Source organism: Streptomyces sp. NPDC031064 (assembly GCF_055570965.1).
Genome location: NZ_JBVIGF010000001.1, coordinates 565,909 through 591,332 on the forward strand (window position 1 = coordinate 565,909; position 25,424 = coordinate 591,332).

The window sequence follows — 25,424 nt, forward strand, 5'->3', positions numbered from 1 at the left end:
GTGCGGTGCCGGACGTGGTGCCGGGCGCGGGGCCGGGCGTGGTGGCGACCGGTGCCTGGCCGAGGGCGCTGAGCTTCCAGCCCTCGGGGGTGCGGGTGAGCTCGCCGAGCATCCGGGCCTCCTTGGCGGCGGGCTTGCCCTTGGGCGGGGTCACGGTGATCCGGAGGGCGACCATCACGCTCGCCCGCCCGGCCCGCGTGTCGAGCTCGGTCACCGCGCCGGACAGCACCTTGGCGCCGGTCACGGTCCTCGCCTGCCGGATCTGCCGCTCGAACTGCGCGCGGCCGTCCGTGAGCTGGGCCAGCAGGTCGCCGGTGGCGGAGGCCTGCCAGGTGTCCAGTCCGCGCCGCAGGTCCCGGTGGTCGAGGGTGTTCATGTTCTGGACGGCCTGCTCCCCCGCGGCGAGCACCTCGTCGCGGGTCGTGGCATACGCGGCGGACTCGTCGTGCGCCGCCGTGTACCAGGACCAGCCGCCCCAGCCCGCGCCGCCGGCGGCGAGCAGGGCGAGTGCCGCGGCCGCCGTCAGGAGCGGGTTGCCTCTCATGGTGCGGTCCATCGGTTCGGGTCCCCCTATCGCGATCGGATGTCGACGATCCGCCAGCGGCCGCCGTGCTGTTCCGCGGTGACGGAGAGCTGCGCGGCGACCGTGGTGGCCGGTGTGCCGGCGCGCCGCGCGACCTGGTCGAGGAAGACCAGGAGGTGTGCGCCGTGGCCGTCGAGCCGGGTCACCCCGGCGCGTACGACATGGGTGGTGAGCGTCAGTCGCTGCCGCGCCGCCTGTTGCTCGACCTGGCCGAACAGGGCCTCGTACTGGCGGGCCGCCTTCCCCGCGAGGAGCCGGCGCGCCGCCTGCCGGGTCGCGGCGGTGCCGTCGGGGCCGTCGGGGCTGTACGAGAAGACCCGGGTGAGGGCCCCGCCGACCTCCTCCACGACCCGGGAGGTGGCCCCGGTGTCGGCCAGCGCCCGGTTCCGGAGGGCCGGCGCGTCGGTCAACTGCTGTGCACGGACGAGGAGTCCGGCCGCGCCCAGCAGCAGCACCAGGACGACGGCCGCCCGCGCCACCCGGCTCACGGCCCGGCCACCGGTACGTCGGTGAGCGTGGTGATCTCCCAGCCGTCGCCGGTGCGGACGAGCGTGGCCTCCAGGCGCCTGCGCTCCGCGCCGCCGGGCCGGCTCGCCACCCGTACGGTCGCGATGAGCCGTGCCGTACCGGCCCGGTCGTCCAGGGCGGTGAGCGCGGCGTCCGTGACGGTGGCCCGGGCGGGCGCGCCCGTGGCGTCCACGCCGGTGAGCCGGGCCACGTCCTCGCGCCCCGCCTCCAGGGCGTCGTCCCGTGCCTCGGCGTACGCACGGGCCGCGTCACCGGCCGCCCGGGCGTACGACCAGCCGGCGAGACCGCACAGCAGCGCCGCCAGGGCGACGGTGGCCCGCCATCCCTGGCGCCACGTCGGGCGGCTCATCGGCCGCCGCCGGGCGCGTTGGCGGAGCCGCGGACATTGATGCCGCTCGACGGGGCGGAGGCGCAGCGGGCCCTGGTGTTGAATCCCGGGCCGGGCGAGAGGTCGAGGCCGTTGCGGTAGGTCGTTCCTCCGTACCCCGCCGTGCAGGGCAGCGGCTCGAAGAAGGTGACCGACATGCCGAGGTTGACGCCCCGGGCGGTGACGGCGGTCGACCCGGCGGCGACGAGGGCGGGCATCGTCACCAGGAACTCCGCCATGCCGCGCTGCCGCGTCACGGCCACTTCCGAGGTGGTCAGCAGGTTGGCCAGGACGACGCCGAAGGCGGGGTCGAGGTCCCGCAGCAGGGCACTGACCTGGCCGGCGGCGTCCGGGGCGGCGGCGATCAGCGCCCGCAGGTCGGCGTCGGAACCCTTGAGCCGCTCGGCGAGCTCCTTGGCGCCGGAGGCGAAGGAGGCGATCGCCTCGCCCTCCTCGGCCTGGGTCCGCAGCACCGTCTCGGCGTCGGTGATCAGCCGGGTGGTGGCGGGCAGCGCCTCGTCGGCGGCGCGGACGAAGGCGTTGCCGCTGTCCATCAGCGCCTGGAGGTCGTCGCCGCGCCCGGTCAGCGCGGTGCCGAGTTCGTCGACGACGGTGCGCAGTGCCTCGGGGTCGATCGAGGAGGCCAGCGAGGCGACCCCGCTCAGTACGGTGGTGACGGGTGCGGGTGTGCGGGTGTCGGCGCGGGCGATGACGGCGCCGTCGCGCAGGTACGGTCCGCCGTCGGCGGCGGGGCGGAGGTCGATGTACTGCTCGCCGACGGCGGAGAGGTTCGCGACGACGGCTTCGAGGTCGGCCGGGATGGCGGGTGCCGACTTCTTGATGCGCAGCTCGGCCTCGACCCCGTCGTCGGTGAGGTGGATGGGCCCGACGCGGCCGACCGGGACGCCGCGGTAGGTGACGTTGGAGTGGGTGAACAGCCCGCCGGTGGTGGCGAGCTGGACGCGGACGGTGTAGTGGTCACGGAGGCCGACGAGGTGGCCGAGGTCCGCGTACCGCACGCCGACGAAGCCGAGGACGAGGGCGCCGATGATGAGGAAGGCGAGGTTCTTGAGCCGGGTGGCGGCGGTCGGCATCAGTTCCTCCCGGTCGGCGGCAGGGGCAGCGGCAGCCCTGGGCCGGGCTGCGGGGTGTCGTCCGGGGGCGTGAGCGCCGGGATGATCTGCGTCCCGGGGGCGGCGGTGACATCCAGGTAGACGTTGAGGTAGTCGCCCTTGACGCCGCGCAGCACCTCGTCCGTGAACGGGTAGGTGAGCAGCACCTGGAGCGAGTCGGGCAGGGCCTTGCCGGAGTCGGCGAGCGCCTTGAGGGTGGGGCCGAGGGCCTTGAGGCCGGCGATCACGTCGGCCTTGCTCCTGTTGACGGTGTCGACGGCGACGCCGGAGAGGGTGTCGAGGGCGCTGAGCATGGTGAGGAGTGAGGCGCGCTGCTTCTCCAGGACCTTCAGGCCGGGGCTGAGGCCGGTGAGGACCGTGCCGATGTCCCGTTCGCGGCCGGCGAGGGTGGCCGCGAGCCGGTTGACGCCGTCGAGGGCGGCGGTGATGTCGCTCTTGTTGCCGTCGAGGGTGGCGACGAGGGTGTTGAGCCGTTTCAGCAGGGAGCGCACCTCGGTCTCGTTGCCGCGCAGGGCCGTGCCGAGCTCGGTGGTGATGGTCCGGATCTGCTGGATGCCGCCGCCGTTGAGGAGCATGGAGAGGGCGCCGAAGACCTCTTCGACCTCGGGGTTGCGGTTGGTGCGGCTCAGGGGGATGCGGTCGCCGTCGGCGAGCCTTCCGCGGCCTTTGGCGGGCGCGCTGAGCTGGACGTACTTCTCGCCGAGCAGGCTGGACTGTTCGAGGCGGGCGTACGCGTCGGCGGGGAGCGTCACGTCGCCGTTGACCCGCATGGTGACGGTGGCGGACCAGTCGGCGGGGTCGAGGGCGATGCGGGTGACGCGGCCGACGGAGACATCGTTGACCTTGACCGCGGACTGCGGGACGAGGCTGAGGACATCGGCGAACTCGGCAGTGATCTCGTACGGGTGGTCGCCGAGGTCGGCGCCTCCGGGCAGCGGCAACTGCTCGATGCCGGTGAGGCGCACCTCCGGTGCCTCGCAGCTCACCACGGCCGCCGGGAGACCGGCGGTGAGGGCGAGCGCGGCGGCCGTGCCGGCGACGGCGGTACGGGAGGGTCGCTTCACCGTGCGGCTCCCTTCTCGGGCGTGCCGTAGACGGTGCCGACGGTGGGCAGCGGGAGAGCGGGCAGGGCCGCGCGCCGGGCGGGGCCGACGGGTACGAGGCCGCCCGGCAGGCCTTGAGCACCGGCGCCGAAGCTGAGTTCGTTGAGGTTGGCACGGCCGTTGAGGGTGCGGTGGACCGGGTCGTACGCCTTGAGGGCGTTGCCGGCGGCGAGCGGTGCGGTGTCGAGCGTCTCGGCGAGCGAGGCGCGCTGGGCGGCGAGGGTCCGGGTGAGCGGGACGAGGAGGTCGACGTTCTTCTTCAGGCTGCCCCGGTTGGTCTGGATGAAGGTCTTGACCTGGGCGAGGGCGGTGCCGAGCTCCTTGAGCGCGGCGCCCAGGTTCTCCTTGTCCTCGGCGAGGAAGCCGGTGACGGTGGCGAGCCGTTCCTGGGCCTCGCGGACGTCGGCGTCGTTGTTCTTCAGCATGGTGGTGAAGGCCTGGAGGTGGGTGAGCGTGTCGAAGAGGTCGCCGCTGCTCGCGTCGAGGGTCTTGGCGGCCTTGCCGAACTGCTCGATGGAGTCGCCGATGGCCTTGCCGTTGCCCTTGAGGTTGGCGGCGCCGGTGTCGACCAGGTCCGCCAGGGCGCCGTCGGCGTTGGCGCCGTTCGGGCCGAGGGCCTCGCTGAGTTCGGTGAGCGACGCGTAGAGCTGGTCGACCTCCAGGGGCGTCGCGTTGCGCGCGGCGGGCAGGACGGCGCCGTCCCGGATCTCGGGGCCGCCCGTGTAGGCGGGGGCGAGCTGGACGTAGCGGTCGGCGACGACGCTGGGCGCGACGATGACGGCGTGGGCGCCGGCGGGGACGCGGACGCCTTCGTCGATCAGCAGGGTGACCTCGACTTCGTCGCCCCGGGGGCGTACGGAGCCGACGGTGCCGGCCTTCACGCCGAGGATGCGGAGGTCGGAGCCCTCGTACACGCCGGTGGCCCGGTCGAAGCGGGCGGTGACGCGGGTGGTGCGGGACTCGTCGAGGGCCATGACGCCGGACGCCCCGGCGACGGCCACGAGGGCGAACCCGGCGGTGATGCCGAGGGCGCGTCGGAGGTTCACCGGGCACCGCCTCCTGTCGGCCTGGGCGGCATGCAGCCGGTGGCCGGGGGCGTGCCGGGGGTCAGGTAGTTCCGGGGGACGAGACCGCAGACGTAGGTGTCGAACCAGCGGCCGTTGCCGAGGGTGTTGCCGACGAGCCGGTAGTACGGGCCGGCCAGGGCGAGGGTCCGGTCGAGGTTCTCGCGGTTCTTCACCAGGACGCCGGTGACCCGGCCGAGCGCGGTGAGGGTGGGCCCGAGCTGCCGGTTGTTGTCCTGGACGAGGCCGGTGAGCCGGCTGCCGAGGTCCCTGGCGCCGGTGAGCAGCAGGTGGATGGCGTCCCGGCGGGCCTGGAGTTCACCGAGGAGCAGGCCGCCGTCCTCCAGGAGGAGTTCGAAGCTGCTCTTCCTGCCCGCCAGGGTTCCGGTCACCTGCTTGCCGGCCTTGAGGAGTTCGGCGAGCTGCGCGTCGCGCGAGGAGACGGACCTGGACAGCGCGGACAGGCCGGTGGCGGCGCTGCGCACGTCGGGCGGGGAGTGGGCGAAGGTGGCGGAGATGGCCTCGAAGCTCTTGGCGAGCGCCCGCGTGTCGATGGCGTTGATGGTGTCGCCGAGGCCGGTCAGGGCCTGGGTGACGTCATAGGGCGAGGTGGTGCGGGAGGCGGGGATGCGTTCACCGGGGTCCTGGGCGCGGGTGCCGAGGGGGTCGACGGCCAGGTACTTCTCGCCGAGCAGGGTCTTGATGGCGATGGCGGCGGTGCTGGAGTCGCCGATCCAGGTGGTGTCGTCGACCTCGAAGCCGACCTTGACCTTGGCGCCGTCGAGTGCGACGCCGGTGACCTCGCCGACCTTCACGCCGGCGATGCGTACCTCGTCGCCCTCGTCGAGGCCGGCGGCCTCGGTGAAGTCGGCGGTGTAGGTGGTGGTGCCGCCCGTGAGGGCGTCGGACTTGTACGCGCCGAGGGCGATGAGGGCGAGGAGGAGCAGGCCGGCGATGCCGACGGTGACGGGGTTGCGTTCCCGTACAGGTATGAGGCGTTTCATGCGCGGCACCTCGGTTCCGTGATGGCGATGCCGCTGGGCGGCCGGGAGCCGTCGTCGGTGGTGACACCGGTGACCGTGGCCTCGCACAGGTAGAGGTTGAGCCACGATCCGTAGGAGGCGAGGCGTCCGACGGCCCGCATCTTGGCGGGGGTGGTGCGCAGGAAGTTCTCGATCCGGTCGGTGCTCTCGGCCAACTGCTGGGACAAGCGGCCGAGCTGGCGGATGTCCTCCTTGAGCGGGGCGCGCCCGTCCGCCAGGAGTCCGGCGGTGACGGTGGTGAGCGACCCCATGGCGGAGATGGCCTCGCCGAGTGGCTCACGGTTCCCGGCGAAGCCGCTGACGAGCCGCTGGAGCGTGACGACGAGGTCGTTGAAGCCCGCCTCGCGGTCGTTGACCGTCTTCAGCACGGTGTTGAGGTTCTTGATCACTTCACCGATGACCTTGTCCTTGCCGGCGACGGTGGTGGTGAGCGACCCGATGTGTTCGAGGAGGGAGTCGACGGTGCCGCCGTCGCCCTGGAGGACCCGCACGATCGAGCCGGCCAGGCTGTTGACCTCGTCGGGCGACAGCCCCTGGAAGAGCGGGCGGAAGCCGTTGAAGAGCTGGGTGAGGTCGAGCGCGGGCGTCGTGCGTTCGAGCGGGATGACCGCGCCGGCGGGCAGGGCCCGGCCGACGGGGCCGGTGCCCCGGTCGAGGTCGACGTAGCGCTGGCCGACCATGTTGAGGTACTTGACCGAGGCGGTCGCCGACGCGGGCAGCGTCCGGCCCTTGGCGACGGTGAAGGCCACTTCGGCCACCCGCCGGTCGACGATCCCGACCGACTCGACCTGGCCCACCTTCACCCCGGCGATACGGACGCTGTCGCCCTCGACGAGGCCGGTGACGTCGGTGAAGCGGGCCTTGTACGTGACGGTCTCGCCGACGCTCTCGTTGGCGACGGAGAACGCCAGGACGGTGGTGGCGAGGACGGTCACCACGACGAAGGCGAGCGATTTCGTGAGCGGTCCGGCGAGGGAGCTGCGCTTCACCGGAGGGTCACCTCCGTTCCGCGGAAGAGGGGGCCGGTCAGGACGGTGCTCCAGTCGGGCAGGGACCCGGGAGCGGCCTTGAGGCCCGGGGCGATCAGTTCGGTGACGAGCTGGTTCTCCTGCGGTGAGTTCGGCAGGCCGAGGCCGCCGCGTTCCCGGTCGGTGGGGGCGGGCTTCCCGGTGTAGGGGACGGCGTAGCAGTGGGGGCCGCCGGTCGCGTCGTACACGGGCCGGTCCTTGCCGGGGAGGTACGCGCCGAGGGAGGGGACGGTCCGGACGTCGACGTGCAGGCCCGGCTCGCCGGTGCCCTTGCCGAGCGCCTTGTCCATGACGGGGACGAAGCCGGCGAGGGTGCGCAACGTGCAGGGGAAGGAGGAGGAGTGGCGGGCGAGCAGCTCCAGGGTGGGGCGGGAGGTGGCGGAGAGCCGGATGAGGTTGGCGCGGTTGGTGCGGAGGAAGTCGGTGAGGTCCTGGGCGGACGCGGTGGTGGTGCCGTACAGGCGGGCGAGCCGGGCCTGTTCGTCGGCGAGGGTGCCGCTGGTGGTGGTGAAGTCGGTGAGGGCGTCGAGTACGTCGGGGGCGGCGGCGCCGTACACGCGGCTGACCTCGACGAGGTGGGTGATGTCGCGGTTGAGGGCGGGCAGGTGGGGGTTGAGCCGCTTCAGGTGCGCTTCGAGGGTGACGAGGGTGCGGCCGAGCTGCTCGCCGCGCCCTTCGAGGGCCTGGGCGACGGCGGTGAGGGTGGCGGACAGTTGCTCCGGCTTGACGGCGGTGAGCAGGGGGAGCACCTGGTCGAGGACCTGTTCCAGCTCGATGGCGTTGGCGGAGCGGTCCTGCGGGATGGTGGCGCCGGCCGCGAGGGGGCGGGGGGACGGGTCGCGGAGGGACGGGTTCCGGGCGGGCGGTACGAGCGCGACGAACCGTTCGCCGAAGAGGGTGGTGGGCAGCATCTGCGCGGTGACGTCGGCCGGGACGCGTCCGAGGTGGCGGGGGTCGATGGCGAGGGTGAGGCGGGCGCCGGTGCCGTCGGCACGGATGTCGCGCACCTCGCCGATGACGACACCGCGCAGTTTCACCTCCGCGCCGCGGTGCATCTCGTTGCCGGCGCTGGAGGTCAGCACGGTGACGGTGGCGTCGCGGCTGAACTCCTTGTCGTACACCGCCACCGACAGCCCGGCGAGGAGGACGGGTACGAGCAGGAACACGACTCCGGCGAGGCGTCTGCGGAGCTTGTGCGCGGTCATCCGGCCACCTTCACGGTCGTGGTCGCGCCCCAGATGGCGAGGGACAGGAAGAAATCGGTCACGCTGATCAGCACGATGGCGTTGCGCACCGAGCGGCCGACGGCGACGCCGACACCGGCCGGGCCGCCGGTGGCGCGGAAGCCGTGGTGGCAGTGGGCGAGGATCCCCAGCACGCTGAAGATCAGGACCTTGAGGATGGAGAGCAGCACGTCGTCCGGGGAGAGGAAGAGCGTGAAGTAGTGGTCGTACGTGCCCGCCGACTGGCCGTTGAACAGGACGGTGACCGTGCGGGAGGCGACGTAGGAGGAGAGCAGCCCGATCGCGTAGAGCGGGATGATGGCGACGACGCCCGCGATGATGCGGGTGGTGACGAGGTACGGCATCGACCGCACCCCCATCGCTTCGAGGGCGTCGACCTCCTCGTTGATGCGCATGGCGCCGAGCTGGGCGGTGAACCCGGCGCCGACGGTGGCGGAGAGGGCGAGGCCGGCGACCAGCGGGGCGATCTCGCGGGTGTTGAAGTAGGCGGAGACGAAGCCGGTGAAGGCGGAGGTGCCGATCTGGTTGAGCGCGGCGTAACCCTGGAGTCCGACGACGGTGCCGGTGAACAGGGTCATCGCGACCATCACTCCGATGGTGCCGCCGATGACTCCGAGGCCGCCGCTGCCGAAGGCGACCTCGGCGAGCAGGCGCTGCACCTCCCGGGAGTAGCGGCGCAGTGTGCGGGGGATCCAGGCCAGTGCCTTGACGTGGAAGGTGAGTTGATCGCCGGCGCGGTCGAGCCAGGCGAGCGGTGAAGGCGGGGAGGCCATCGTCACGCCCCCTTCGCGGGGACGACCTGGAGGTAGATCGCGGTGAGGACCATGTTGACGAAGAAGAGCAGGAGGAACGTGATGACGACGGACTGGTTGACGGCGTCGCCGACGCCCTTGGGGCCGCCGCGCGGGTTGAGGCCCCGGTGGGCGGCGACGACGCCGGCGAGGAAGCCGAAGACCAGCGCCTTGATCTCGCTGATCCAGAGGTCCGGGAGCTGGGCGAGGGCGGAGAAGCTGGCGAGGTAGGCGCCGGGGGTGCCGTCCTGCATGATCACGTTGAAGAAGTAGCCGCCGAGGGTGCCGACGACGGAGACCATGCCATTGAGGAGGACGGCGACCAGCATGGTGGCGAGGACGCGCGGCACGACGAGGCGCTGGACCGGCGAGACGCCCATGACCTCCATCGCGTCCAGTTCCTCGCGGATCTTCCGCGACCCGAGGTCGGCGCAGATGGCGGAGCCGCCCGCGCCGGCGATCAGCAGGGCCACGATCAGCGGGCTGGCCTGCTGGACGACGGCCAGCACGCTGGCCCCGCCGGTGAACGACTGGGCGCCGAGCTGCTGGGTGAGCGAGCCGACCTGGAGCGCGATGACCGCGCCGAACGGGATGGACACCAGCGCGGCGGGCAGGATGGTCACGCCGGCCACGAACCAGAACTGCTCGACGAACTCGCGGAAGGGGAAGGGCCGCCGGAACATGTCGCGGGCGACGGTGACGGCGAGCGCGAAGAGCCTGCCGGTTTCGCGCAGCGGCGCGAGGAGCCGCGCGGGCGGCCGGGGGGAGGAAGACCCGGTGCGGGGGTGCCCGGGGGCGGGCGGGGTGGATGCTTCGAGTCCGGTGCGGGGGTGCCCGGGGGCGGGCGGGTCGAGGCTCATGAGGCGGTACCGCCCGTCGGGGCGGGGTGGGCGTAGCCGCGGAGGATCGCGGTCCGGGCGGCCTCGGGCAGGTGGGGCAGCATGCCGAGGACACGTTCGCGGCGGCGGAGAACGGCCGCGCGGGGCGGCAGGCCGGGGGACGGTTCCAGTTGGGGCACCGGCACCCGGGGCGCGTACACCGGGGCCGTGCGCTGTTCGCGGGCCAGCGTCGCGGCGTCCTTCTCCTCCGACATGCCGATGGGGCCCTCGCGCCGCCCGCTGAGGAATTGAGCCACGACCGGCTCGTCGCTGGTGAGGAGGACCTCGCGCGGTCCGAACGTCACGAGACGGCGCCGGAACAGCATTCCCATGTTGTCCGGAACCGTCGCCGCGATGTCGAGGTTGTGCGTGACGATCAGCATCGTGGCGTCGATCTGTGCATTCAGGTCGATCAGGAGTTGCGAAAGATAGGCCGTGCGGACGGGATCGAGGCCGGAATCGGGCTCGTCGCAGAGGATGATCTGCGGATCGAGTACGAGCGCCCGCGCGAGTCCGGCCCGTTTGCGCATTCCGCCGGATATCTCGCCGGGCAGTTTTTCCTCGGCGCCTACGAGTCCCACCATGTCCATCCGCTCCATGACGATGCGGCGGATCTCCGACTCCTTCTTGCGGGTGTGTTCGCGCAGCGGAAAGGCGATGTTGTCGAACAGCGACATCGATCCGAAGAGCGCGCCGTCCTGGAACATCAGCCCGAGAAGCTTGCGCGTTTCGTAGATCTCTCGCTCGCGGCCGTTCACCATGTCGACGCCGTTGATGAGGACGCGCCCGCGCTCCGGTTTGAGGAGCCCGATGACGGACTTCAGGAACACGGTCTTGCCGGTGCCCGACGGGCCGAGCATCACGCTGACCTCGCCGGCGGGCAGGGTGAGGCTGACGTCCTGCCAGATGTTCTGCGCGCCGAACGATTTGGTGAGGCCCTCGACGACCACTTCTGTTCCCACCGACGACTCCTCGGTCACTTCTGGGGCTTGGGCCTGGGCGGGTCGGGGCAGAACGTCGCGTCCTGCTCGGTGCACAGCGGGCCCTGCGTCATCCTGGTGAAGTTGTGCCGGCCGGAGACCGACGCGGTGAACAGCCGGTCCAGGTCCTCCTTCGCCCCGCAGCCGCTGAACTCCGGGATGTCCGCGGTGCCGGTCAGCGGACCGCCCCGGTCGACGGTGTAGCCGAACGCCTGGTTGGCGAAGTCGTGGTAGCCGCGCCCGGTCAGGACGAGTCGCATGGGCCGGACCGTGCGGCAGGCGGGGCCGACGTCGAGCGGGGTGCCGTTGACCCGGACGTCGTGGAGCCGCACCCACAGCTCGGCCGTCGCGGTCGACACCTCCGGCAGCCTGCCCTGCTCCAGGTCGATCGGGTACGCGTCCGTGGCGATCTCGATCGGGCCGTCCAGGGTCAGTTCGGCGGTGGCGGTCGTCGGCATGAATCCGAAGGTGAGGAACGTCGACCGGACGGGTGGGAAGCGCGGCTTGCCGCGATGGTCGAGCGTGGCGTCGCTGTACAGGGTGGCGAAGGGCCCGTTCGGCGAGGGGCAGCGGATCTGCACCATCTTGTTCATGTTCACCCGCAGAAGGCCGGGGTCCTTCAGGAACATCGCGCCACCGAGCTTGGCGACGTTCGCGTATCCGGCGAGGTACCCATGGCCTTTGACCGGTACGGAGGGGACGGGCGGCGGCTCGACGCAGTCGTCCGCCGCCGTGCCCCCGCGTCCGGGGCTCGGGACCGGGACCGGGACCGGAACAGGCGCCGGGGCGGGAGCGGGAGTCGGCGCCGGGGTCGGGGTCGGGGTCGGAACCGGGGGCAGGGTCGGCACCGGGTCCGCACCGGCCGCCGGACGCACGGTGACGCGGGCGAGCAGCGGGTCGGCATCCGGCTCGGGCGTGCAGGCGAAGGACAGGTTCGGCGGCGTGGTGGGAGTGTCGTCCGCCCGGCGCGGCAGCAGGTCCATCCCGAGGGCCCCCGCCGAGAGGGTGAGGTCCCCTCCGGAGCCGGCGTTCACCGTCGGTACGGCTCCCCGCGCCTCGATCGTGTACGGCTCCCCGTCCGGCCCCGGCGGTACGGCCGTGTCCGGGGCCGTCAACCGCGACCAGTTCACCTCGGCCGTCTCGCCGCCCTTCCGGGCCACCGTCGTGGTGAGGCCCACCGCGCCGCCCGCCTTCGCCGCGCCGAGCGCCGTCAGGTCGGCGACCGCCTCGGGCGGCAGTTGGACCCGTACGGTGACCTCCTCCGCCCGGACGGGCCGCCCGGCCATGACCTGGCGCGGCAGCACCGCCGACACGCGAACCGTGGCCTGCCCGGCCGAGCCCTTCCCCGCCCGGTCGTCGCCCACCCGCGCGGCACCGTCGCCCACCCGCGCGGCACCGTCGCCCACCCGCGCGGCACCCTCGCCGTCCCCCACGGAACCCTCGCCCGCCCGGGCGCACCGGTAGGCCAGCTCCGCGTCCACCGTCTGCTCGCCCTCGTCCACGGCGACGCCCGTTCCGGGGATCATCCCGGCCACCAGGACGGCGGCACCGACCGCCGCCGCACGTGCCCTTCTCATGTCACCCCCCTCTCACCGCCTCCACATCGACCGCGCCCGGCCACACACGACCGGGCGCGGCCGGCGTCCCTTCCCTTACGGGCTGGTCACCGTGATGACCGGCGTGACCTTGTACGTGGCGGTGTACTTGGCCTTGTCGCCGTTGTTGAGCAGACCGGCGCAGTTGCCCGTGACGCCGGAGATGGTGAGGGCCGGCGTCGCGTCGGCCTGGACGTCCAGGACGCCGGTGGAGTTGGTGTACGTACCGGTGTTGGCGGAACCGGTCACCTTGGCCGTGCAGGAGCCCAGCAGGCTGCTGCCGGTGAGGGTGATGTCGATGCCGGTGATGGTGCCCTTGGAGACGCCGGCGCTGTACGAGGTCCCGTTCAGCGACATGGGGGCGTTGTTCTTCGCCGTCCACCTCGATCCGAGCGGGCCGGTGCACGGGGAGGCGGAGGTGCCGAAGGTGGTGCTCTGGATGACGGCGAGGCCGGTGCCGCTCGCGCGCACGCCGTCCGCCGCCGTGCCCGAGGCGGCGTAGGTGGTGCAGACGAGCTGCGCGCCGGTGTTGGCGTTGCTGAGCACGGCCGTCACGCCGGGCACGGGCGCGGCGGTGAACTTGTCGTCGGCGGCCGGATTGGTGACGGTCCACTGGGCCTGGGGGGCGGCCGAGGCGTTCGTCGCGGTCACTCCGGCGGCGACGGCGAGTAATGCGGCGGCGGAAATGGCGGAGGTTCTGGTAATGCGTCGCACGGGCTGTTCCCTCCTGGGGGATGGGCGTACCTGCTGTCCGCTCGTCCGCCGGCACGTATGCGGCTCGTACGCGTCGGGGAAAAGCGGTGGCGGCTCACTTCACGGAACGCGGGGCCTAATTCGGACGGCCACCAGGTCGAGCACCTTGCGCGATTGACGCTACGAGCGAGTAACCGGCCGCGCAATACTCGCCCGTGAGTTTTCCGGGACGCTCTTACCGCCGGGTATTTTCTTGTCTCCCGGGCAACAGATCGCGGGGATTTCTTATCCGGAAGTGAGCAGTCCCGCCCCTCCGGTCGCGCATCGGCCGCCGCCGGGCCGCGACAACGGTCGGGCTTCGGCCAGATCGGTGCGCGACGCCTGTGGCCACTGTCCCAACCGGTGCGCGCGCAAGGGCTTGTGGTCTATGTTCAGCACCCACCAAGTCCTCAGCACCCCCACGAAGTGCTCAGCACCCACGAAGTGCTCAACCCCGTCCGCACGTGGGAGCGCTTCCCCCCACGCGCCCCCGCACCGCCGCCTCCCGAGGGGCCACCCGTCATGCCGAGATCCGCCACCCAGCCGTCGGACGCGGGCGAGCCACTGGGGCCGCTCCCCCAGGAGTTCGCCGCCATCATCCGGCCCGAACTGCCGAGCCTCATCCAGGAGATAGGCATCGAGGTCACCCGTGCCTATCCCGAGTACGCCCGCCTCCTCAACGGCCCCTACGGGCAGGCGATCCGGCTGGGCGTCGAGCAGAACATCTCCGCCTTCGTCGACCAGGTCGCCTCGCCCTCCGCGCCGACGACCCTGCGCGACGAGATGTGCCGGAGGTTCGGCCGGTTCGAGGCCTACGAGGGGCGCAGCCTGGAGACCCTGCAAGGGGCCTACCGCCTGGGCGCCCGGGTCGCGCTGCGGCGCGCCAAGAAGGTCGGCCGGCGCTACAACCTGTCCCCCACCTTGATGCTCAGCTTCGCCGACGCGCTGTTCGCGTACATCGACGAGCTGGAGGCCCTCACCCGCGAGGGCTACCTCCAGGTACGGGCGGAGGCCGCCGAGCAGACCGACGGGTTACGCAGGCGGCTGCTGCACCTGATCCTCGCAGCGCCGCCCGCACCGCGCACCGCCGTCGCCGGGCTGGCCGAGCAGGCGGGCTGGCCGCTGCCCGCACGGGTCACGCTCGTCGCCCTCCGCTCCCCGGCCCGGGCACCCCGCTCCGGGATCGACAACGATGTCCTGCTGGACCTGGGCGATCCCCAGCCGCACCTGCTCCTCCCCGGTGAGGTGGACGACACCCGAAGACGGATGCTGGAAGCCGCGTTCCCCACCGCCCGCGCCGCCGTCGGCCTGACCGTCCCCACCGCGTCCGCCGCCGACTCGCTGCGCTGGGCCCGGCGCGTCCTGGAGCTGATCGACGGCGACGTGATCGAGGACGCGCCGCTCACCTTCTGCGCCGACCACCTGCTCACCCTCTGGCTGCTGGCCGACCCCGGCCTCGTCGACCACCTGGCCGAGCGTCAGCTCGCCCCGCTCGCCGGGCTGACCCCGACCCGCCGGACCCGGCTCATCGAGACACTGCGCACCTGGCTGGACACCCGTGGCACCGCCGCGCAGATGGGCGAGCTGCTCGATGTGCACCCCCAGACGGTGCGCTACCGGATGCGCACCCTGGAGGCCCGCTTCGGCGGGCGGCTCACCGCCCCGCAGACCCGGTTCGCCACGGAGGCGGTGCTGCGGGCGCTGCACCTGCGGGCGGCGGCCGGGCGGCGGTCCGGCGGGTGAACCGCACCCGGCGGCCCCCGGCCTCACGCGTAGAGGGCCTCGATCTCGTCCGCGTAGGCCGCCACGACCGCATGGCGCTTGATCTTCAGGGACGGCGTGAGCAGTCCGTTGTCCTCGGTGAACTCCCCCGGTACGACGCGGAAGCGCCGTATCGACTCCGCCCGCGAGACGGCCTCGTTGGCGTGGTCGACCGCCCGCTGGACGTCGGCGAGGAGCTCGGGGTCCTCGCACAGTTCGGTGAGCGGGGTGGCGGCGGTGCGTTTGCGGACCGCCAGCCAGTGGGCGACGGCGTCGGGGTCGAGGGTCACGAGGGCGGCGACGTAGGGACGGTTGTCGCCGACCACGACGCACTGGGCGACCGGCGGGCGGCTGCGCAGCCGGTCCTCCAGCACGGCGGGGGAGACGTTCTTGCCGCCGGAGGTGACCAGGATGTCCTTCTTCCGTCCGGTGATCGTGAGGTAACCGTCGTCGTCGAGCGCGCCCAGGTCGCCGGTGGCGAACCACTCCCCGCGCAGCGCCTGCTCCGTGGCGGCGGGGTTGTTCCAGTAGGCGCCGAAGACGATGCCGCCCTTGATCAGCACCTCGCCGTCCTCGGCGATGCGTACGGCGGTGCCGGGCACGGGCAGTCCGACCGTCCCGGGGCGCGGGGCGAGCGGCGGGATGAGGGTGGCCGCCGCGGTGGTCTCGGTCAGCCCGTACCCCTCGTAGACGATGATCCCGGCCGCGTAGAAGAAGAGGTTGAGCCGCCGGTCAAGCGGGGAGCCGCCGCTGATCGCGTAGCGCAGCCGGCCGCCGAGCTCCTTGCGCACGCGCCGGTAGACCAGCAGGTCGTACAGCGCCCACGCCAGGTACAGCCCGGGGCCAGGGCCCTTTCCGGTGCCGAGGTACTTGGCGAGGTACGCCTCGCCGAACCGTACGGCGACGCGGTCGGCGCGCTCGAAGGACGCCCCGCGCCCGATCTTCTCGGCCGTGGCGCGCGCCGTGTCGTGGATCTTCTCGAAGAGGTAGGGCACGCCGACCACGAACGTCGGCCGGAACCGCCGCAGTTCGGGGCGGAGTTCGTCCGGCTTGATGCCGGGGCAGTGGCCGGTCTCTATCCGGGCGAGGAGGCAGGCTATGTGGAGCGTACGGCCGAGGATGTGCGCGAGGGGCAGGAAGAGGAGGGTGGACGCGGTCTGTCCGGTGACCTCCGTGAAGACCGGGTGGAGCAGCTCGACGGTGTTGGCGGCTTCGGCGTGCAGGTTGGCGTGGGTGAGGACGCAGCCCTTGGGCGGCCCGGTGGTGCCGGAGGTGTAGCAGAGGGTGGCGATGGTGCCGGGGGTGAGGGCGGCGCGCCGCCGCTCGACCTCCTCGTCGGGTATGTCCCGGCCCAGCGCGGCGAGTTCGTCGAGGGCGCCCGCGTCGATGCGCCAGATGCGCGGGGAGGCGGGGAGTTCGAGGGCGGCTCGCTCTGCGGTCTCGGCGTGCTCGTCCGCCTCGGCGACGAGGAAGCGGGCGCCGGAGTCACGCAGTATCCAGGTGATCTGCGCGGCGGAGGCGGTGGCGTAGACGGGTACGGACTGTCCCCCGGCCGCCCAGACGGCGAAGTCGAGGACGGCCCATTCGTAGCGGGTGCGGGACATCAGCGCGACCCGGCCGCCCGGTTCCAGCCCGGCGGCGATCAAGCCCTTGGCCACGGCGGTGACTTCGCGGGCGAAGGCGGCGGCGGTGACCGGCTGCCAGGAGTCCCCGGCCTTGCGGCGCAGGACGACGGCGCCGGGGGCCTCCCGGGCGTTGGTGTACGGGATGTCCGCGATGGTGCCCGGGCCGGCGGCGGGGCCGGCGAGCGGTGCGGCGCGCACCTCGCGTACGGCGCCGTGCTCGTCCCGGATCAGTTCGATCTCCACGCGACGGGCGAGATCGTCGCGCTTCCGGGCTCTCCTCAGGTCCTTGCGCACGCCCATGGCCGGCTCCCGTCCGAGACCTCAGACTTACGGAGCGCTCAACTTACTCCCGCGTAACAGAAAATCAACGGCCTCGGGGGCAAACGGTTGCAGCACAGATACAAACCCTTGGGGAAAACGCGAACCTGATGCTGTACCCATGGAGGGAGCACAGCAAACAGACGGCTGCCACAAGCAGCGCACAGCAGTGAAGGACTCCACGTGACCGCGTCGCCCCTCATCCCCGTCCCGATCCCCGATCGGGTCGCCGCCCTGATCGGCTCGTGCATGCCGATCGGCATCCTTCAGGCGGAGGTCGACGCCGAGTGCGCGGCGCGCGAGGTGTACCGGTTCCGCGCCCCGATGTGCGCGGACGACCAGGCGGACCGCGAGCACGCGCTGGCGGCGCTGGCCCGGGCGAACAAGGTGCTCGGCGCCTACAACCCGGGGCTGATCCTGCGGCCGCGCGCGGCCTGGCACTGACCCGGGCGGCCTGGGCCCGAAGGCCCGTGCGATCGTAACGGCATGATCAGTATCGACAGGCTGAAGCCGTCCGACCGGGACGCCTGGGAGTCGCTCTTCCGCGCGTACATCGACTTCTACGAGAGGGTCGAGCCGCCCGAGATGTACGAGCGGTCCTGGCGCGAGTTCCAGGCGGACACCCGGACGCACGCGCTGGGGGCGCGGCTGGACGGCCGGCTCGTCGGGATCACGCACTTCTTCAGGCACGCCAACACCTCCGGGCCCGATGTGTGCTACCTCCAGGACCTGTTCACCGCTCCGGACGTGCGCGGCCGGGGCGTCGCCCGCGAGCTGATCGCCGCCGTGACCCGGTGGGCGCGCGAGCAGGGCTGCGTGCGGGTGTACTGGAACACCCACGAGTCCAACGCGACGGCACGGCGGCTCTACGACAGGGTGGCCGAGAACCGGGGCTTCATCCGGTACCAGATCGAGCTCTGACGCCGCCGGTCACCGGTCCGGACCGTGCCCGCATGCGGGGGTGGTCCGCCGGTGTGAGGGTGCAAGCGTGACGACGACCGCCGCCCCGCCCGCCGCGCCGCCGGTGCTCGATGCCCGGCAGCGGAACGTCGTCTTCGTGACGATCATGCTGGGGGTGCTGCTCGCGGCGCTGGACCAGACGATCGTCGGGACGGCGCTGCCGACGATCGTGGCGGACCTGGGCGGTGCCTCGCACATGTCGTGGGTGGTCACCGCGTACCTGCTCGCGGAGACGGTCGCCACCGTGCTGGTCGGCAGGTTCGGCGACCTCTTCGGCCGCAAGGTGGTCTTCCAGGTCTCGGCGGTCGTCTTCATCACCGGGTCGTTCCTGTGCGGGCTCGCGGCCAACATGCCCCTGCTGATCGTGTGGCGCGGGGTGCAGGGCATCGGCGCGGGCGGGCTGATGGTGACGGCCATGGCGCTGATCGCGGACGTCATCCCGCTGCGCGAACGCGGGAAGTACCAGGGGGCGATCGGCGCCGTCTTCGGTGTCTCCACGGTGATCGGACCGCTGCTGGGCGGGCTGTTCACCGACCACGCGTCCTGGCGATGGGCGTTCTACGTCAACGTCCCCATCGCCGTCCTCGTGGTGATCGCCGCCGCCCGCACCATCCCCTCCGTCCGGTCGGCGGGCCGCCCGGCCATCGACTACCCGGGCATCGCGCTGGTCACGGTGGGCGCGAGCGCGCTGATCCTGGCGACGAGCTGGGGCGGCAACGAGTACGCGTGGGGCTCACCGGTGATCCTCGGGCTGTTCGCCGGCGGGCTGGTGGCGCTCGCGCTGTTCTGCGCGGCCGAGACGCGGGCCGTCGAGCCGATGCTGCCGATGCGGCTCTTCCGGAACCCCGTCTTCGGCATCTGCTCGGCCCTGAGCTTCATCGTGGGCTTCGCCATGCTCGGCGCGATGATCTTCCTGCCGTCGTACCTCCAGTACGTCGACGGGGACTCGGCGACCGTCTCCGGCGTACGGACGCTGCCCATGGTGCTGGGCCTGCTGATCGCGTCGGTGTACAGCGGCAACGTCGTCAGCAGAACGGGCCGGTACCGGCTCTTCCCCATCGTCGGCTCGCTGGTGATGGGCGCCGGGCTGTTCCTGCTGTCCCTGATGGGCCCGGGGACGGGGACGTGGCCGGAGTCGCTGTACATGTTCGTGCTGGGCACCGGGATCGGCCTGTGCATGCAGGTGCTGACCATCGCCGTGCAGAACACGGTGGAGTACGCCGACCTCGGCACGGCCACCTCGGGCGTGACCTTCTTCCGCACGCTCGGCATGTCCTTCGGCACGGCCGTCTTCGGCACCATCTACGCCAACGCGCTGGGGCCCAACCTGGCGGAGGGCGTCCGCGAGGCCACCGCGGTGGCCGGGGCGCCGGACGCGGCGGTGCTGGCGCGGGCGGCGCAGAGCCCGGCGGGGGTGCACGCGCTGCCGCCGGACCAGGCCGCGCCGGTGATCGAGGCGTACGGGGACACGCTGCACACCGTGTTCCTGTGGACGGTCCCGGTGGCGGCCGTCGGGTTCGTGGTGGCGCTGTTCCTCAAGCAGGTGCGGCTGCGCGACACGGCCCGGGCGACGGCGCCGGACATGGGCGAGGGGTTCTCGTCGCCGGTCGCGACCGCCGACTCGGCGAGGCTGCTGGAGCTGGCGGTGGGCAGGCTGCTGCGCCGGATGGACCCGAACACGGTACGGAAGGTGATCGAGGCGTCCGACACACGGCTCGACGTGGCGGGCGCGTGGGCGGTGATGCAGGTGGAACTGCTGACCCGGCTGGTGGGGCACGCGAGCCTGGGCCTGATCGCGGCGCGCCGGAGGCTGCCGCCGGAGGTGCTGGTGCCGGTGTTCGACCGGATGGTCGAGGAGGGGTACCTGACCCGGGACGGGCACCTGTTCTCGCACACCGGGGCGGGGGCGCGCGAGGCGCGGGTGATCAGCGACGCGTGGGGGCGGTGGCTGGCCGGGCAGGTCGAGCGGGAGAGCGGCCGCCCGAGCGGGCCCGAGCTGCGGGCGGCGGTGGACGCCATCGCGAAACGGCTCCTGGCGGAGGACCTGGCGGCGTCCATGCCCGGTCGGTGAACCCGCCCTGTCCCTGACGGCGCCTAGTCGGTGAAGGTGCCGTCGACGTACACCCAGGCGCCGTCGGCCTTCTCGAAGCGGCTGCGTTCGCGCAGCGCGCCCGGCTCGCCGTGGTGGGTGTAGCGGGCGACGAAGGTGACGGTGCCGGTGGTGTGGAAGAGGGTGCCGTCGGTGGTGTCGGTGATCTCCAGGCCCGTCCAGCGCATGGCGGGGTCGAAGTCGACGCTCCGGGGGCGGGTGGCCGGTGCCCAGGTGCGCAGCAGGTACGACTCGTCGCGGACCACGAAGGCGCAGTAGCGGGAGCGCATAAGCAACCGGGCGGTCGGGGCGAGCGTCTCACCGGTGTGAAACCTGCCACAACATGCCCCGTAGGTGGACGGCAGACCACAGGGGCAGGGGGTGTCGGCACGTACCTCGGGCGCGGGCCGCTCACCCCCGGCGGGCCGGGCGTTACGGGAGGTCGGGCGGGGTGTGGCGCGGCGGCCGCCGGTGCGTCGGGACATGCCTCCATTCTGCCGGTCGGGGCCGACCACCCCGGCCCGTGTCCGTAATGCAGCGGAGAGTAATGAGATCACTACACATGTACCGCGTACCGTCACATGTACCGAAGTTGACGAAGTGATGGAGGGGATCATGCAGCCGTTCGCGTGCAGCTACGCGCGTCCGCAGAAGGCTTCGGAGGACGTCACCGCTCTCTACGCCTACGACCCGGCGCTTCAGCTCAACGTCCTGCCGGACGGGCGCCCGGCCATCAGTGACCGCGCGCTGCTCCTGGCCGCCGGCACGACGACGTCCACCGCTGGCTCCCAGACCCACTTCGACGACTGAGCGACCCGGCCCACGCACCGATGACCGTACTGATCCTGACGAGCCCTCAGGACGTCACGGCCGACATGGTGGTGACCGAGCTTCACGAGCGGGGAGTTCCGCTGGTGCGCCTGGACCCCGCCGACCTGCCCGGGGGTGCCGACCTGTCGGCCGAGTACGTCCGCGGGGACTTCCACTGCTACCTGTCGGCACAGGGCCGCATGGTCAGCTCCCGGGCCCTGCGTTCCGTGTGGGTGCGCAGGCCCGGCGAGCCGGCGGCGCACGCGCCGGAGGCCTCGGCGTGGCTGACCGCCGAGACCGCCCAGGCGCTGTACGGGATGCTGTACTCCACCACGGCACGCTGGATGAACCATCCCCGGCAGGCGGCCCAGGCCCGGTACAAACCCTGGCAGTTGAGGGTCGCGCACCACAGCGGCTTCGCCGTGCCGCCCACGCTGGTGACGACCTTCCCCCGGGTGGCCGAGGAGTTCGCGGCGCGGCACGGGCGGGTGGTGGTCAAGTCCCTGTCGGGTCCGCCGCGCACCGAGCCGCCGGTCGCGCTGCCGACCACGCTGGTGGAGCCGGGCACGGACTTCGCCGGGGTCGCGGCCGGGCCGACGCTGCTCCAGGGGTACGTGGCCAAGCGGGCCGACATCCGGCTCACCTGTGTCGGCGGGCGGTTGTTCGCGGCCCGCAAGGTCTCCGCCGAGGGGCAGGTCGACGGGCGCTACGGCGACACCGGGCACGGCTGGGAGCCGGTCGGGGTGCCCGACCGGATCGCCCGGCCGGTCCGCGACTTCATGGACCTGGCGGGCCTCGCGTACGCCGCGTTCGACTTCGCCGAGGACGCCGAGGGCCTGTGGTGGTTCCTGGAGTGCAACCAGGGTGGGCAGTTCGGCTTCGTGGAGCTGGAGACGGGCCAGCCGATCGCCGCGGCGGTCGCGGCCTGGCTGGCGGGCTCGCCTCACTCGTCAGGGCGAACCTGATCGCAGGCTCGCCGGTGGGCGGTGCCGTGACTGGCAGGCTCTCGGACATGACCGACATCACTGACAAGGCCAGGCTGAACGCCGTCCAGGAGTTCCAGCGCATGGACGCGGACGGCGACGGGTCCGTCGGCCGGGACGACTTCCTGCGGGCGCCGCGCAGGCTGCTGACCGAGCTCGGCGTCGGGGAGGACGCGCCCAAGGGCCGCGCGCTGCTGGAGGCCAACGACGAGCAGTTCGACTTCCTGCTGTCGATCGGCGACACCGACGGCGACGGGAGCCTGACCGCCGAGGAGTACGTGGCCGTTCGCACCTCCCCCGCCTTCCGCTCCCCGGACCGCCCGGGCAAGGGGGAGGTGTCCAGGACGCTGTTCGAGGTGCTCGACACCGACGGTGACGGCTCGATCGACCGGGGCGAGTTCCTGCGGGCGGGCGACTTCCTGGGGATGTCCGCGGACGAGGCCGGGGAGTACTTCGCGCGACTGGACGCCGACAGCAGCGGACGGATCGATTCCAAGGAGTTCCTCAAGGCCGTCAGGCGCTTCTACGCGGGCTGAGCCGGCGGCCCCGGTGGCGGGATCCGGCCATTGTGACGGCCCCTGTGCGAAGGGGGGCGCACGGTGGTTCCGGGTCCGCCGGGGCGGCCCTATGCTCCTGCGACCGACGTGACCGTTACCGCGGGTAAGGGGTGGGTGGGAATGCACCGTACGGGTACGACGCGACGCACCTTCATGGCGGGCGCCACCGCCGTCACCGGCGCGGTCGGGGTGGGCGCCCTGCCGGTCCCGGCCACCGCGGCCGCGGCGGCGGCGCCCGCCGTCGCGGTGTTCGGCGGCGGGGTCGCCGGGCTCACCGCCGCGCACGAGCTGGCCGAGCGGGGCTTCAGGGTCACCGTCTACGAGCGGCGCGCGCTCGGCGGCAAGGCCCGCAGCATGGACGTACCCGGCAGTGCCAGGGGCGGGCGCAGACCGCTGCCCGCCGAGCACGGCTTCCGCTTCATCCCGGGCATCTACCACAACCTCCCCGACACGATGCGCCGCATCCCCTTCCCCGGCAACGCCCGCGGGGTCTTCGACAACCTGGTCGCACCCCGCGAGATGATGTTCGCCCGCACGGGCCGCGAGGACCTGCGGATGCCCATCCCCTGGCCCGGCCACACCCCGGAGCGGCTCACCCTCGACGAGATCCGCCGCGCCCTGACCGCGCTCGTCGAGACGGCCACCGGACTGCCCCTCCACGAGGCCGCGTACTTCGTCAACCGGGCGCTCGTCTTCCTCACGAGCTGCGACGAGCGGCGTGACGAGGTGTGGGAGCGCACGCCCTGGTGGGAGTTCACCCGGGCCGCGCAGATGTCGGAGACGTACCAGCGGATACTGGCCATCGGCGTCACCCGCAACATCGTGGCCACCAAGGCGGAGGAGGCCAGCACCCGCACGGTCGGCACCCTCGGCGAGGCGTTCGTGTTCAACGCTCTCGGCCGGGGCGCGGACGGGCCGCCGGACCGGATCCTCAACGCGCCCACCAACGAGGCGTGGATCGACCCGTGGGAGGCCCACCTGCGGTCCCTGGGCGTCGAGTTCCGGATCGGCTGGACCCTGCGCGAGGTGCTGTACGGCGCCGGCCGGGTGACCGGCGCGCTGGTCGAGGACCCCGGCGGCGTACGCACCACGGTGACGGCCGACCACTACGTCTGCGCGCTGCCGGTCGAGCACGCCCGGCGCACCTGGGGCGCGGCGCTGCGCGCGGCGGACCCGCGCCTCGCGCGGTGCGACCGCCTCCGGACGGACTGGATGACGGGCATCCAGTTCTACCTGACCGAGCGCCCGCCCATGGTCCACGGCCATGTCAACTGCATCGACTCGCCCTGGTCGTTGACGGCGATCGCCCAGGCCGAGCACTGGCCGCACCGTGACTTCCCCGCCGACTACGGCGACGGCGTGGCCGTGGACTGCCTGTCGGTGGACATCTCGGAGTGGGACAAGCCGGGGATCCTGTACGGGAAGACCGCCAAGCAGTGCACCCGCGAGCAGGTGGCCCGCGAGGTGTGGGCCCAGCTCAAGGCGGCCCTCAACGACACCGGCCGCGCCGTGCTCAAGGACGGCGCCCTGCACTCGTGGTTCCTGGACCCGGGCGTGGACGGCCTCGGCACCCCGAACCCCACCAACGAGGACGAGCTGCTGATCCACCCGGTCGGCACCTTCCACCTCCGCCCGCCGGCGGACACGGCGGTGCCGAACTTCTTCCTGGCGGGCGACTACGTGTCGGTCGACATCGACCTGGCGACCATGGAGGGCGCCAACGCCGCCGCCCGCCAGGCGGTCAACGCCCTGCTGGACCGCATCGGTTCGGACGCGGCCCGGTGCACCGTGAAGCCCCTGTTCCGGGCCCCGGAGATCGAGGCCCTGAAACGGCACGACCGCACCCGCTACCGGCTGGGCCTGCGCAACGCGCTCGACCTGGGGTGATCCCGGTAGCGTGGCCGCCATGAGGCTGACGATTCTGGGCGGCGGCGGGTTCCGGGTGCCGCTGGTGTACCGGGCGCTGCTGGGTGACCACGCGGAGGGCCGGATCACCCGGGTCACGCTGTACGACGTGGACGCGGACCGGCTCGGGGCGATCCGGGGGGTGCTGGCCGAGCAGGCGGCGGGCGTGCCGGACGCGCCGGTGGTGACGGCGACCACCGATCTCGACGAGGCGCTGCGGGGCGCGGACTTCGTGTTCTCCGCGATCCGCGTCGGGGGCCTGGCCGGGCGGGCGGCGGACGAGCGGGTGGCGCTCGCCGAGGGTGTGCTGGGCCAGGAGACGGTCGGCGCGGGCGGCATCGCGTACGGGCTGCGGACGGTTCCGGTGGCGGTGGCGATCGCGCGCCGGATCGCCGAGGTCGCCCCGGACGCCTGGGTCATCAACTTCACCAATCCGGCCGGGCTGGTGACGGAGGCCATGTCGCGGGTCCTGGGCGACCGGGTGATCGGCATCTGCGACTCACCGGTGGGCCTCGGGCGGCGCGTGGCGAGGCTGCTGGGCGCCGACCCGGACGAGGCGTGGTTCGACTACGTCGGGCTGAACCACCTCGGCTGGCTGCGCGGGGTGCGGGTGGCGGGGCGGGACGAGCTGCCACGGCTGCTGGCGGACCCCCGGGCGCTGGGCTCCTTCGAGGAGGGCAAGCTCTTCGGGCCCGAGTGGCTGCGCTCACTGGGCGCGATCCCCAACGAGTACCTGCACTACTACTACTTCAACCGCGAGGCGGTACGGGCCTACCGGGAGGCGGAGCGGACGCGCGGGGCGTATCTGCACGAGCAGCAGGCCGCGTTCTACGACTCCCCCTCCCTGGACGCCTGGCGCCGTGTCCTCGCCGAGCGGGAGGCCACCTACATGGCGGCCAACCGGGAGGCGGCCGGCGTCGGGGAGCGGGCGGAGGAGGACCTGGAGTCCGGCGGCTACGAGAAGGTGGCCCTGGCGCTGATGCGGGCCATCGCCCGTGACGAGCGCACCGCGCTCATCCTGAACGTCCGCAACCGCACGACCCTGTCGGTGCTCGACGCGGACGCGGTGATCGAGGTGCCGTGCTTCGTGGACGCCAACGGCGCCCACCCAGTGTCGGTGGCGCCGCTGCCGTACCACGCGGCGGGCCTGGTGACGGCGGTCAAGGCGGTGGAGCGCGAGGTGATGGCGGCGGCGGAGGGCGGATCGCGGGAGGCGGCCGTGCGGGCGTTCGCGCTGCACCCGCTGGTCGACTCGGTGTCCGTGGCGCGGCGGCTGCTGGACGCGTACGTGGCCGAGCACCCGGGGCTGGGCTATCTCGCGTGACGACGGCAGCCGTGGCCAACACG

24 protein-coding genes and 1 pseudogene are annotated in these 25,424 nt (G+C 72.6%); 9 read left to right on the plus strand and 16 right to left on the minus strand.

Going from position 1 to position 25,424, the window contains the following annotated elements:
- Window positions 1-31: 31 nt before the first annotated feature.
- The 14 genes and pseudogenes from ACZ46W_RS02350 to ACZ46W_RS02415 form a co-directional block, all read right to left on the minus strand.
- Window positions 32-526: pseudogene (locus ACZ46W_RS02350) on the minus strand (hypothetical protein); the annotation flags it as partial.
- Window positions 527-570: 44 nt separating this feature from the next.
- Window positions 571-1,071, minus strand: coding sequence for a hypothetical protein (locus ACZ46W_RS02355; RefSeq protein ID WP_468329994.1), 501 nt, complete (start codon window positions 1,069-1,071; stop codon window positions 571-573).
- The gene (locus ACZ46W_RS02360) at window positions 1,068-1,460 is read right to left on the minus strand and encodes a hypothetical protein (protein ID WP_468329997.1); all 393 of its coding nucleotides are present in this window, start codon (window positions 1,458-1,460) and stop codon (window positions 1,068-1,070) included. The genes ACZ46W_RS02355 and ACZ46W_RS02360 overlap by 4 nt, the downstream gene beginning before the upstream one ends.
- On the minus strand, window positions 1,457-2,572 hold the full coding sequence (locus tag ACZ46W_RS02365) for an MCE family protein (RefSeq protein WP_468330000.1): 1,116 nt from the start codon (window positions 2,570-2,572) through the stop codon (window positions 1,457-1,459). The genes ACZ46W_RS02360 and ACZ46W_RS02365 overlap by 4 nt, the downstream gene beginning before the upstream one ends.
- Window positions 2,572-3,675: an MCE family protein gene (locus ACZ46W_RS02370; RefSeq protein WP_468330003.1), complete on the minus strand. Its 1,104-nt coding sequence runs from the start codon at window positions 3,673-3,675 to the stop codon at window positions 2,572-2,574. The genes ACZ46W_RS02365 and ACZ46W_RS02370 overlap by 1 nt, the downstream gene beginning before the upstream one ends.
- Window positions 3,672-4,760, minus strand: a complete 1,089-nt coding sequence (locus ACZ46W_RS02375) for an MCE family protein (RefSeq protein ID WP_468330006.1) — start codon at window positions 4,758-4,760, stop codon at window positions 3,672-3,674. Before ACZ46W_RS02375 ends, ACZ46W_RS02370 begins: the two co-directional genes overlap by 4 nt.
- A complete protein-coding gene (locus ACZ46W_RS02380; protein WP_468330009.1) occupies window positions 4,757-5,782 on the minus strand; it encodes an MCE family protein in 1,026 nt (341 codons plus the stop codon). Before ACZ46W_RS02380 ends, ACZ46W_RS02375 begins: the two co-directional genes overlap by 4 nt.
- The gene (locus ACZ46W_RS02385; protein WP_468330012.1) at window positions 5,779-6,810 is read right to left on the minus strand and encodes an MCE family protein; all 1,032 of its coding nucleotides are present in this window, start codon (window positions 6,808-6,810) and stop codon (window positions 5,779-5,781) included. Before ACZ46W_RS02385 ends, ACZ46W_RS02380 begins: the two co-directional genes overlap by 4 nt.
- Window positions 6,807-8,054, minus strand: coding sequence for an MCE family protein (locus tag ACZ46W_RS02390; RefSeq protein ID WP_468330015.1), 1,248 nt, complete (start codon window positions 8,052-8,054; stop codon window positions 6,807-6,809). Before ACZ46W_RS02390 ends, ACZ46W_RS02385 begins: the two co-directional genes overlap by 4 nt.
- Window positions 8,051-8,866, minus strand: coding sequence for an MlaE family ABC transporter permease (locus ACZ46W_RS02395; RefSeq protein ID WP_468330018.1), 816 nt, complete (start codon window positions 8,864-8,866; stop codon window positions 8,051-8,053). The genes ACZ46W_RS02390 and ACZ46W_RS02395 overlap by 4 nt, the downstream gene beginning before the upstream one ends.
- A 2-nt stretch (window positions 8,867-8,868) precedes the next feature.
- On the minus strand, window positions 8,869-9,744 hold the full coding sequence (locus ACZ46W_RS02400; RefSeq protein ID WP_468330021.1) for an MlaE family ABC transporter permease: 876 nt from the start codon (window positions 9,742-9,744) through the stop codon (window positions 8,869-8,871).
- Window positions 9,741-10,724: an ABC transporter ATP-binding protein gene (locus tag ACZ46W_RS02405; RefSeq protein WP_468330024.1), complete on the minus strand. Its 984-nt coding sequence runs from the start codon at window positions 10,722-10,724 to the stop codon at window positions 9,741-9,743. The genes ACZ46W_RS02400 and ACZ46W_RS02405 overlap by 4 nt, the downstream gene beginning before the upstream one ends.
- 14 nt (window positions 10,725-10,738) lie before the next feature.
- Entirely contained in the window at window positions 10,739-12,319 is a 1,581-nt protein-coding gene (locus ACZ46W_RS02410) for a DUF6801 domain-containing protein (RefSeq protein ID WP_468330027.1), read from the minus strand.
- 75 nt (window positions 12,320-12,394) lie between these two features.
- Entirely contained in the window at window positions 12,395-13,051 is a 657-nt protein-coding gene (locus ACZ46W_RS02415) for a hypothetical protein (RefSeq protein WP_468330030.1), read from the minus strand.
- A gap of 540 nt (window positions 13,052-13,591) precedes the next feature.
- Between ACZ46W_RS02415 and ACZ46W_RS02420 the strand changes: the two genes are divergently transcribed.
- The gene (locus tag ACZ46W_RS02420; RefSeq protein ID WP_468330033.1) at window positions 13,592-14,812 is read left to right on the plus strand and encodes a PucR-like N-terminal domain-containing protein; all 1,221 of its coding nucleotides are present in this window, start codon (window positions 13,592-13,594) and stop codon (window positions 14,810-14,812) included.
- Between the two features lie 23 nt (window positions 14,813-14,835).
- On the opposite strand, the gene ACZ46W_RS02425 is transcribed toward ACZ46W_RS02420, so the two are convergent.
- Entirely contained in the window at window positions 14,836-16,755 is a 1,920-nt protein-coding gene (locus ACZ46W_RS02425) for an AMP-dependent synthetase/ligase (protein ID WP_468330036.1), read from the minus strand.
- A 201-nt stretch (window positions 16,756-16,956) separates the two neighbouring features.
- Here ACZ46W_RS02425 and ACZ46W_RS02430 point away from each other — a divergent pair, with 201 nt between their 5' ends.
- The 3 genes from ACZ46W_RS02430 to ACZ46W_RS02440 all read left to right on the plus strand — a co-directional run bounded on the left by ACZ46W_RS02430 (window position 16,957) and on the right by ACZ46W_RS02440 (window position 19,804).
- Window positions 16,957-17,217: a hypothetical protein gene (locus ACZ46W_RS02430; RefSeq protein ID WP_366126250.1), complete on the plus strand. Its 261-nt coding sequence runs from the start codon at window positions 16,957-16,959 to the stop codon at window positions 17,215-17,217.
- 42 nt (window positions 17,218-17,259) lie between these two features.
- On the plus strand, window positions 17,260-17,694 hold the full coding sequence (locus tag ACZ46W_RS02435) for a GNAT family N-acetyltransferase (protein ID WP_468330039.1): 435 nt from the start codon (window positions 17,260-17,262) through the stop codon (window positions 17,692-17,694).
- A 67-nt stretch (window positions 17,695-17,761) separates the two neighbouring features.
- On the plus strand, window positions 17,762-19,804 hold the full coding sequence (locus ACZ46W_RS02440) for an MDR family MFS transporter (protein WP_468330042.1): 2,043 nt from the start codon (window positions 17,762-17,764) through the stop codon (window positions 19,802-19,804).
- A gap of 23 nt (window positions 19,805-19,827) precedes the next feature.
- Here ACZ46W_RS02440 and ACZ46W_RS02445 read toward each other — a convergent pair whose 3' ends face one another.
- Window positions 19,828-20,307: a YchJ family protein gene (locus ACZ46W_RS02445; RefSeq protein WP_468330045.1), complete on the minus strand. Its 480-nt coding sequence runs from the start codon at window positions 20,305-20,307 to the stop codon at window positions 19,828-19,830.
- A gap of 130 nt (window positions 20,308-20,437) precedes the next feature.
- Here ACZ46W_RS02445 and tgmA point away from each other — a divergent pair, with 130 nt between their 5' ends.
- From tgmA to ACZ46W_RS02470, 5 genes are all read left to right on the plus strand, one after another.
- Window positions 20,438-20,632 carry a putative ATP-grasp-modified RiPP gene (gene tgmA, locus ACZ46W_RS02450; protein WP_366126254.1) on the plus strand — a complete coding sequence of 65 codons (195 nt, stop codon included), beginning with the start codon at window positions 20,438-20,440 and terminating at the stop codon, window positions 20,630-20,632.
- Window positions 20,633-20,652: 20 nt separating this feature from the next.
- On the plus strand, window positions 20,653-21,597 hold the full coding sequence (tgmB, locus tag ACZ46W_RS02455) for an ATP-grasp ribosomal peptide maturase (protein ID WP_468330049.1): 945 nt from the start codon (window positions 20,653-20,655) through the stop codon (window positions 21,595-21,597).
- Window positions 21,598-21,644: 47 nt separating this feature from the next.
- The gene (locus ACZ46W_RS02460) at window positions 21,645-22,151 is read left to right on the plus strand and encodes an EF-hand domain-containing protein (protein WP_468330052.1); all 507 of its coding nucleotides are present in this window, start codon (window positions 21,645-21,647) and stop codon (window positions 22,149-22,151) included.
- 141 nt (window positions 22,152-22,292) lie between these two features.
- Window positions 22,293-24,059 carry a hydroxysqualene dehydroxylase gene (locus ACZ46W_RS02465; protein ID WP_468330055.1) on the plus strand — a complete coding sequence of 589 codons (1,767 nt, stop codon included), beginning with the start codon at window positions 22,293-22,295 and terminating at the stop codon, window positions 24,057-24,059.
- A gap of 19 nt (window positions 24,060-24,078) precedes the next feature.
- Window positions 24,079-25,401 (plus strand): 6-phospho-beta-glucosidase, encoded by a 1,323-nt coding sequence (locus tag ACZ46W_RS02470; RefSeq protein WP_468330059.1) that lies wholly within the window; start codon window positions 24,079-24,081, stop codon window positions 25,399-25,401.
- Window positions 25,402-25,424: the final 23 nt, after the last annotated feature.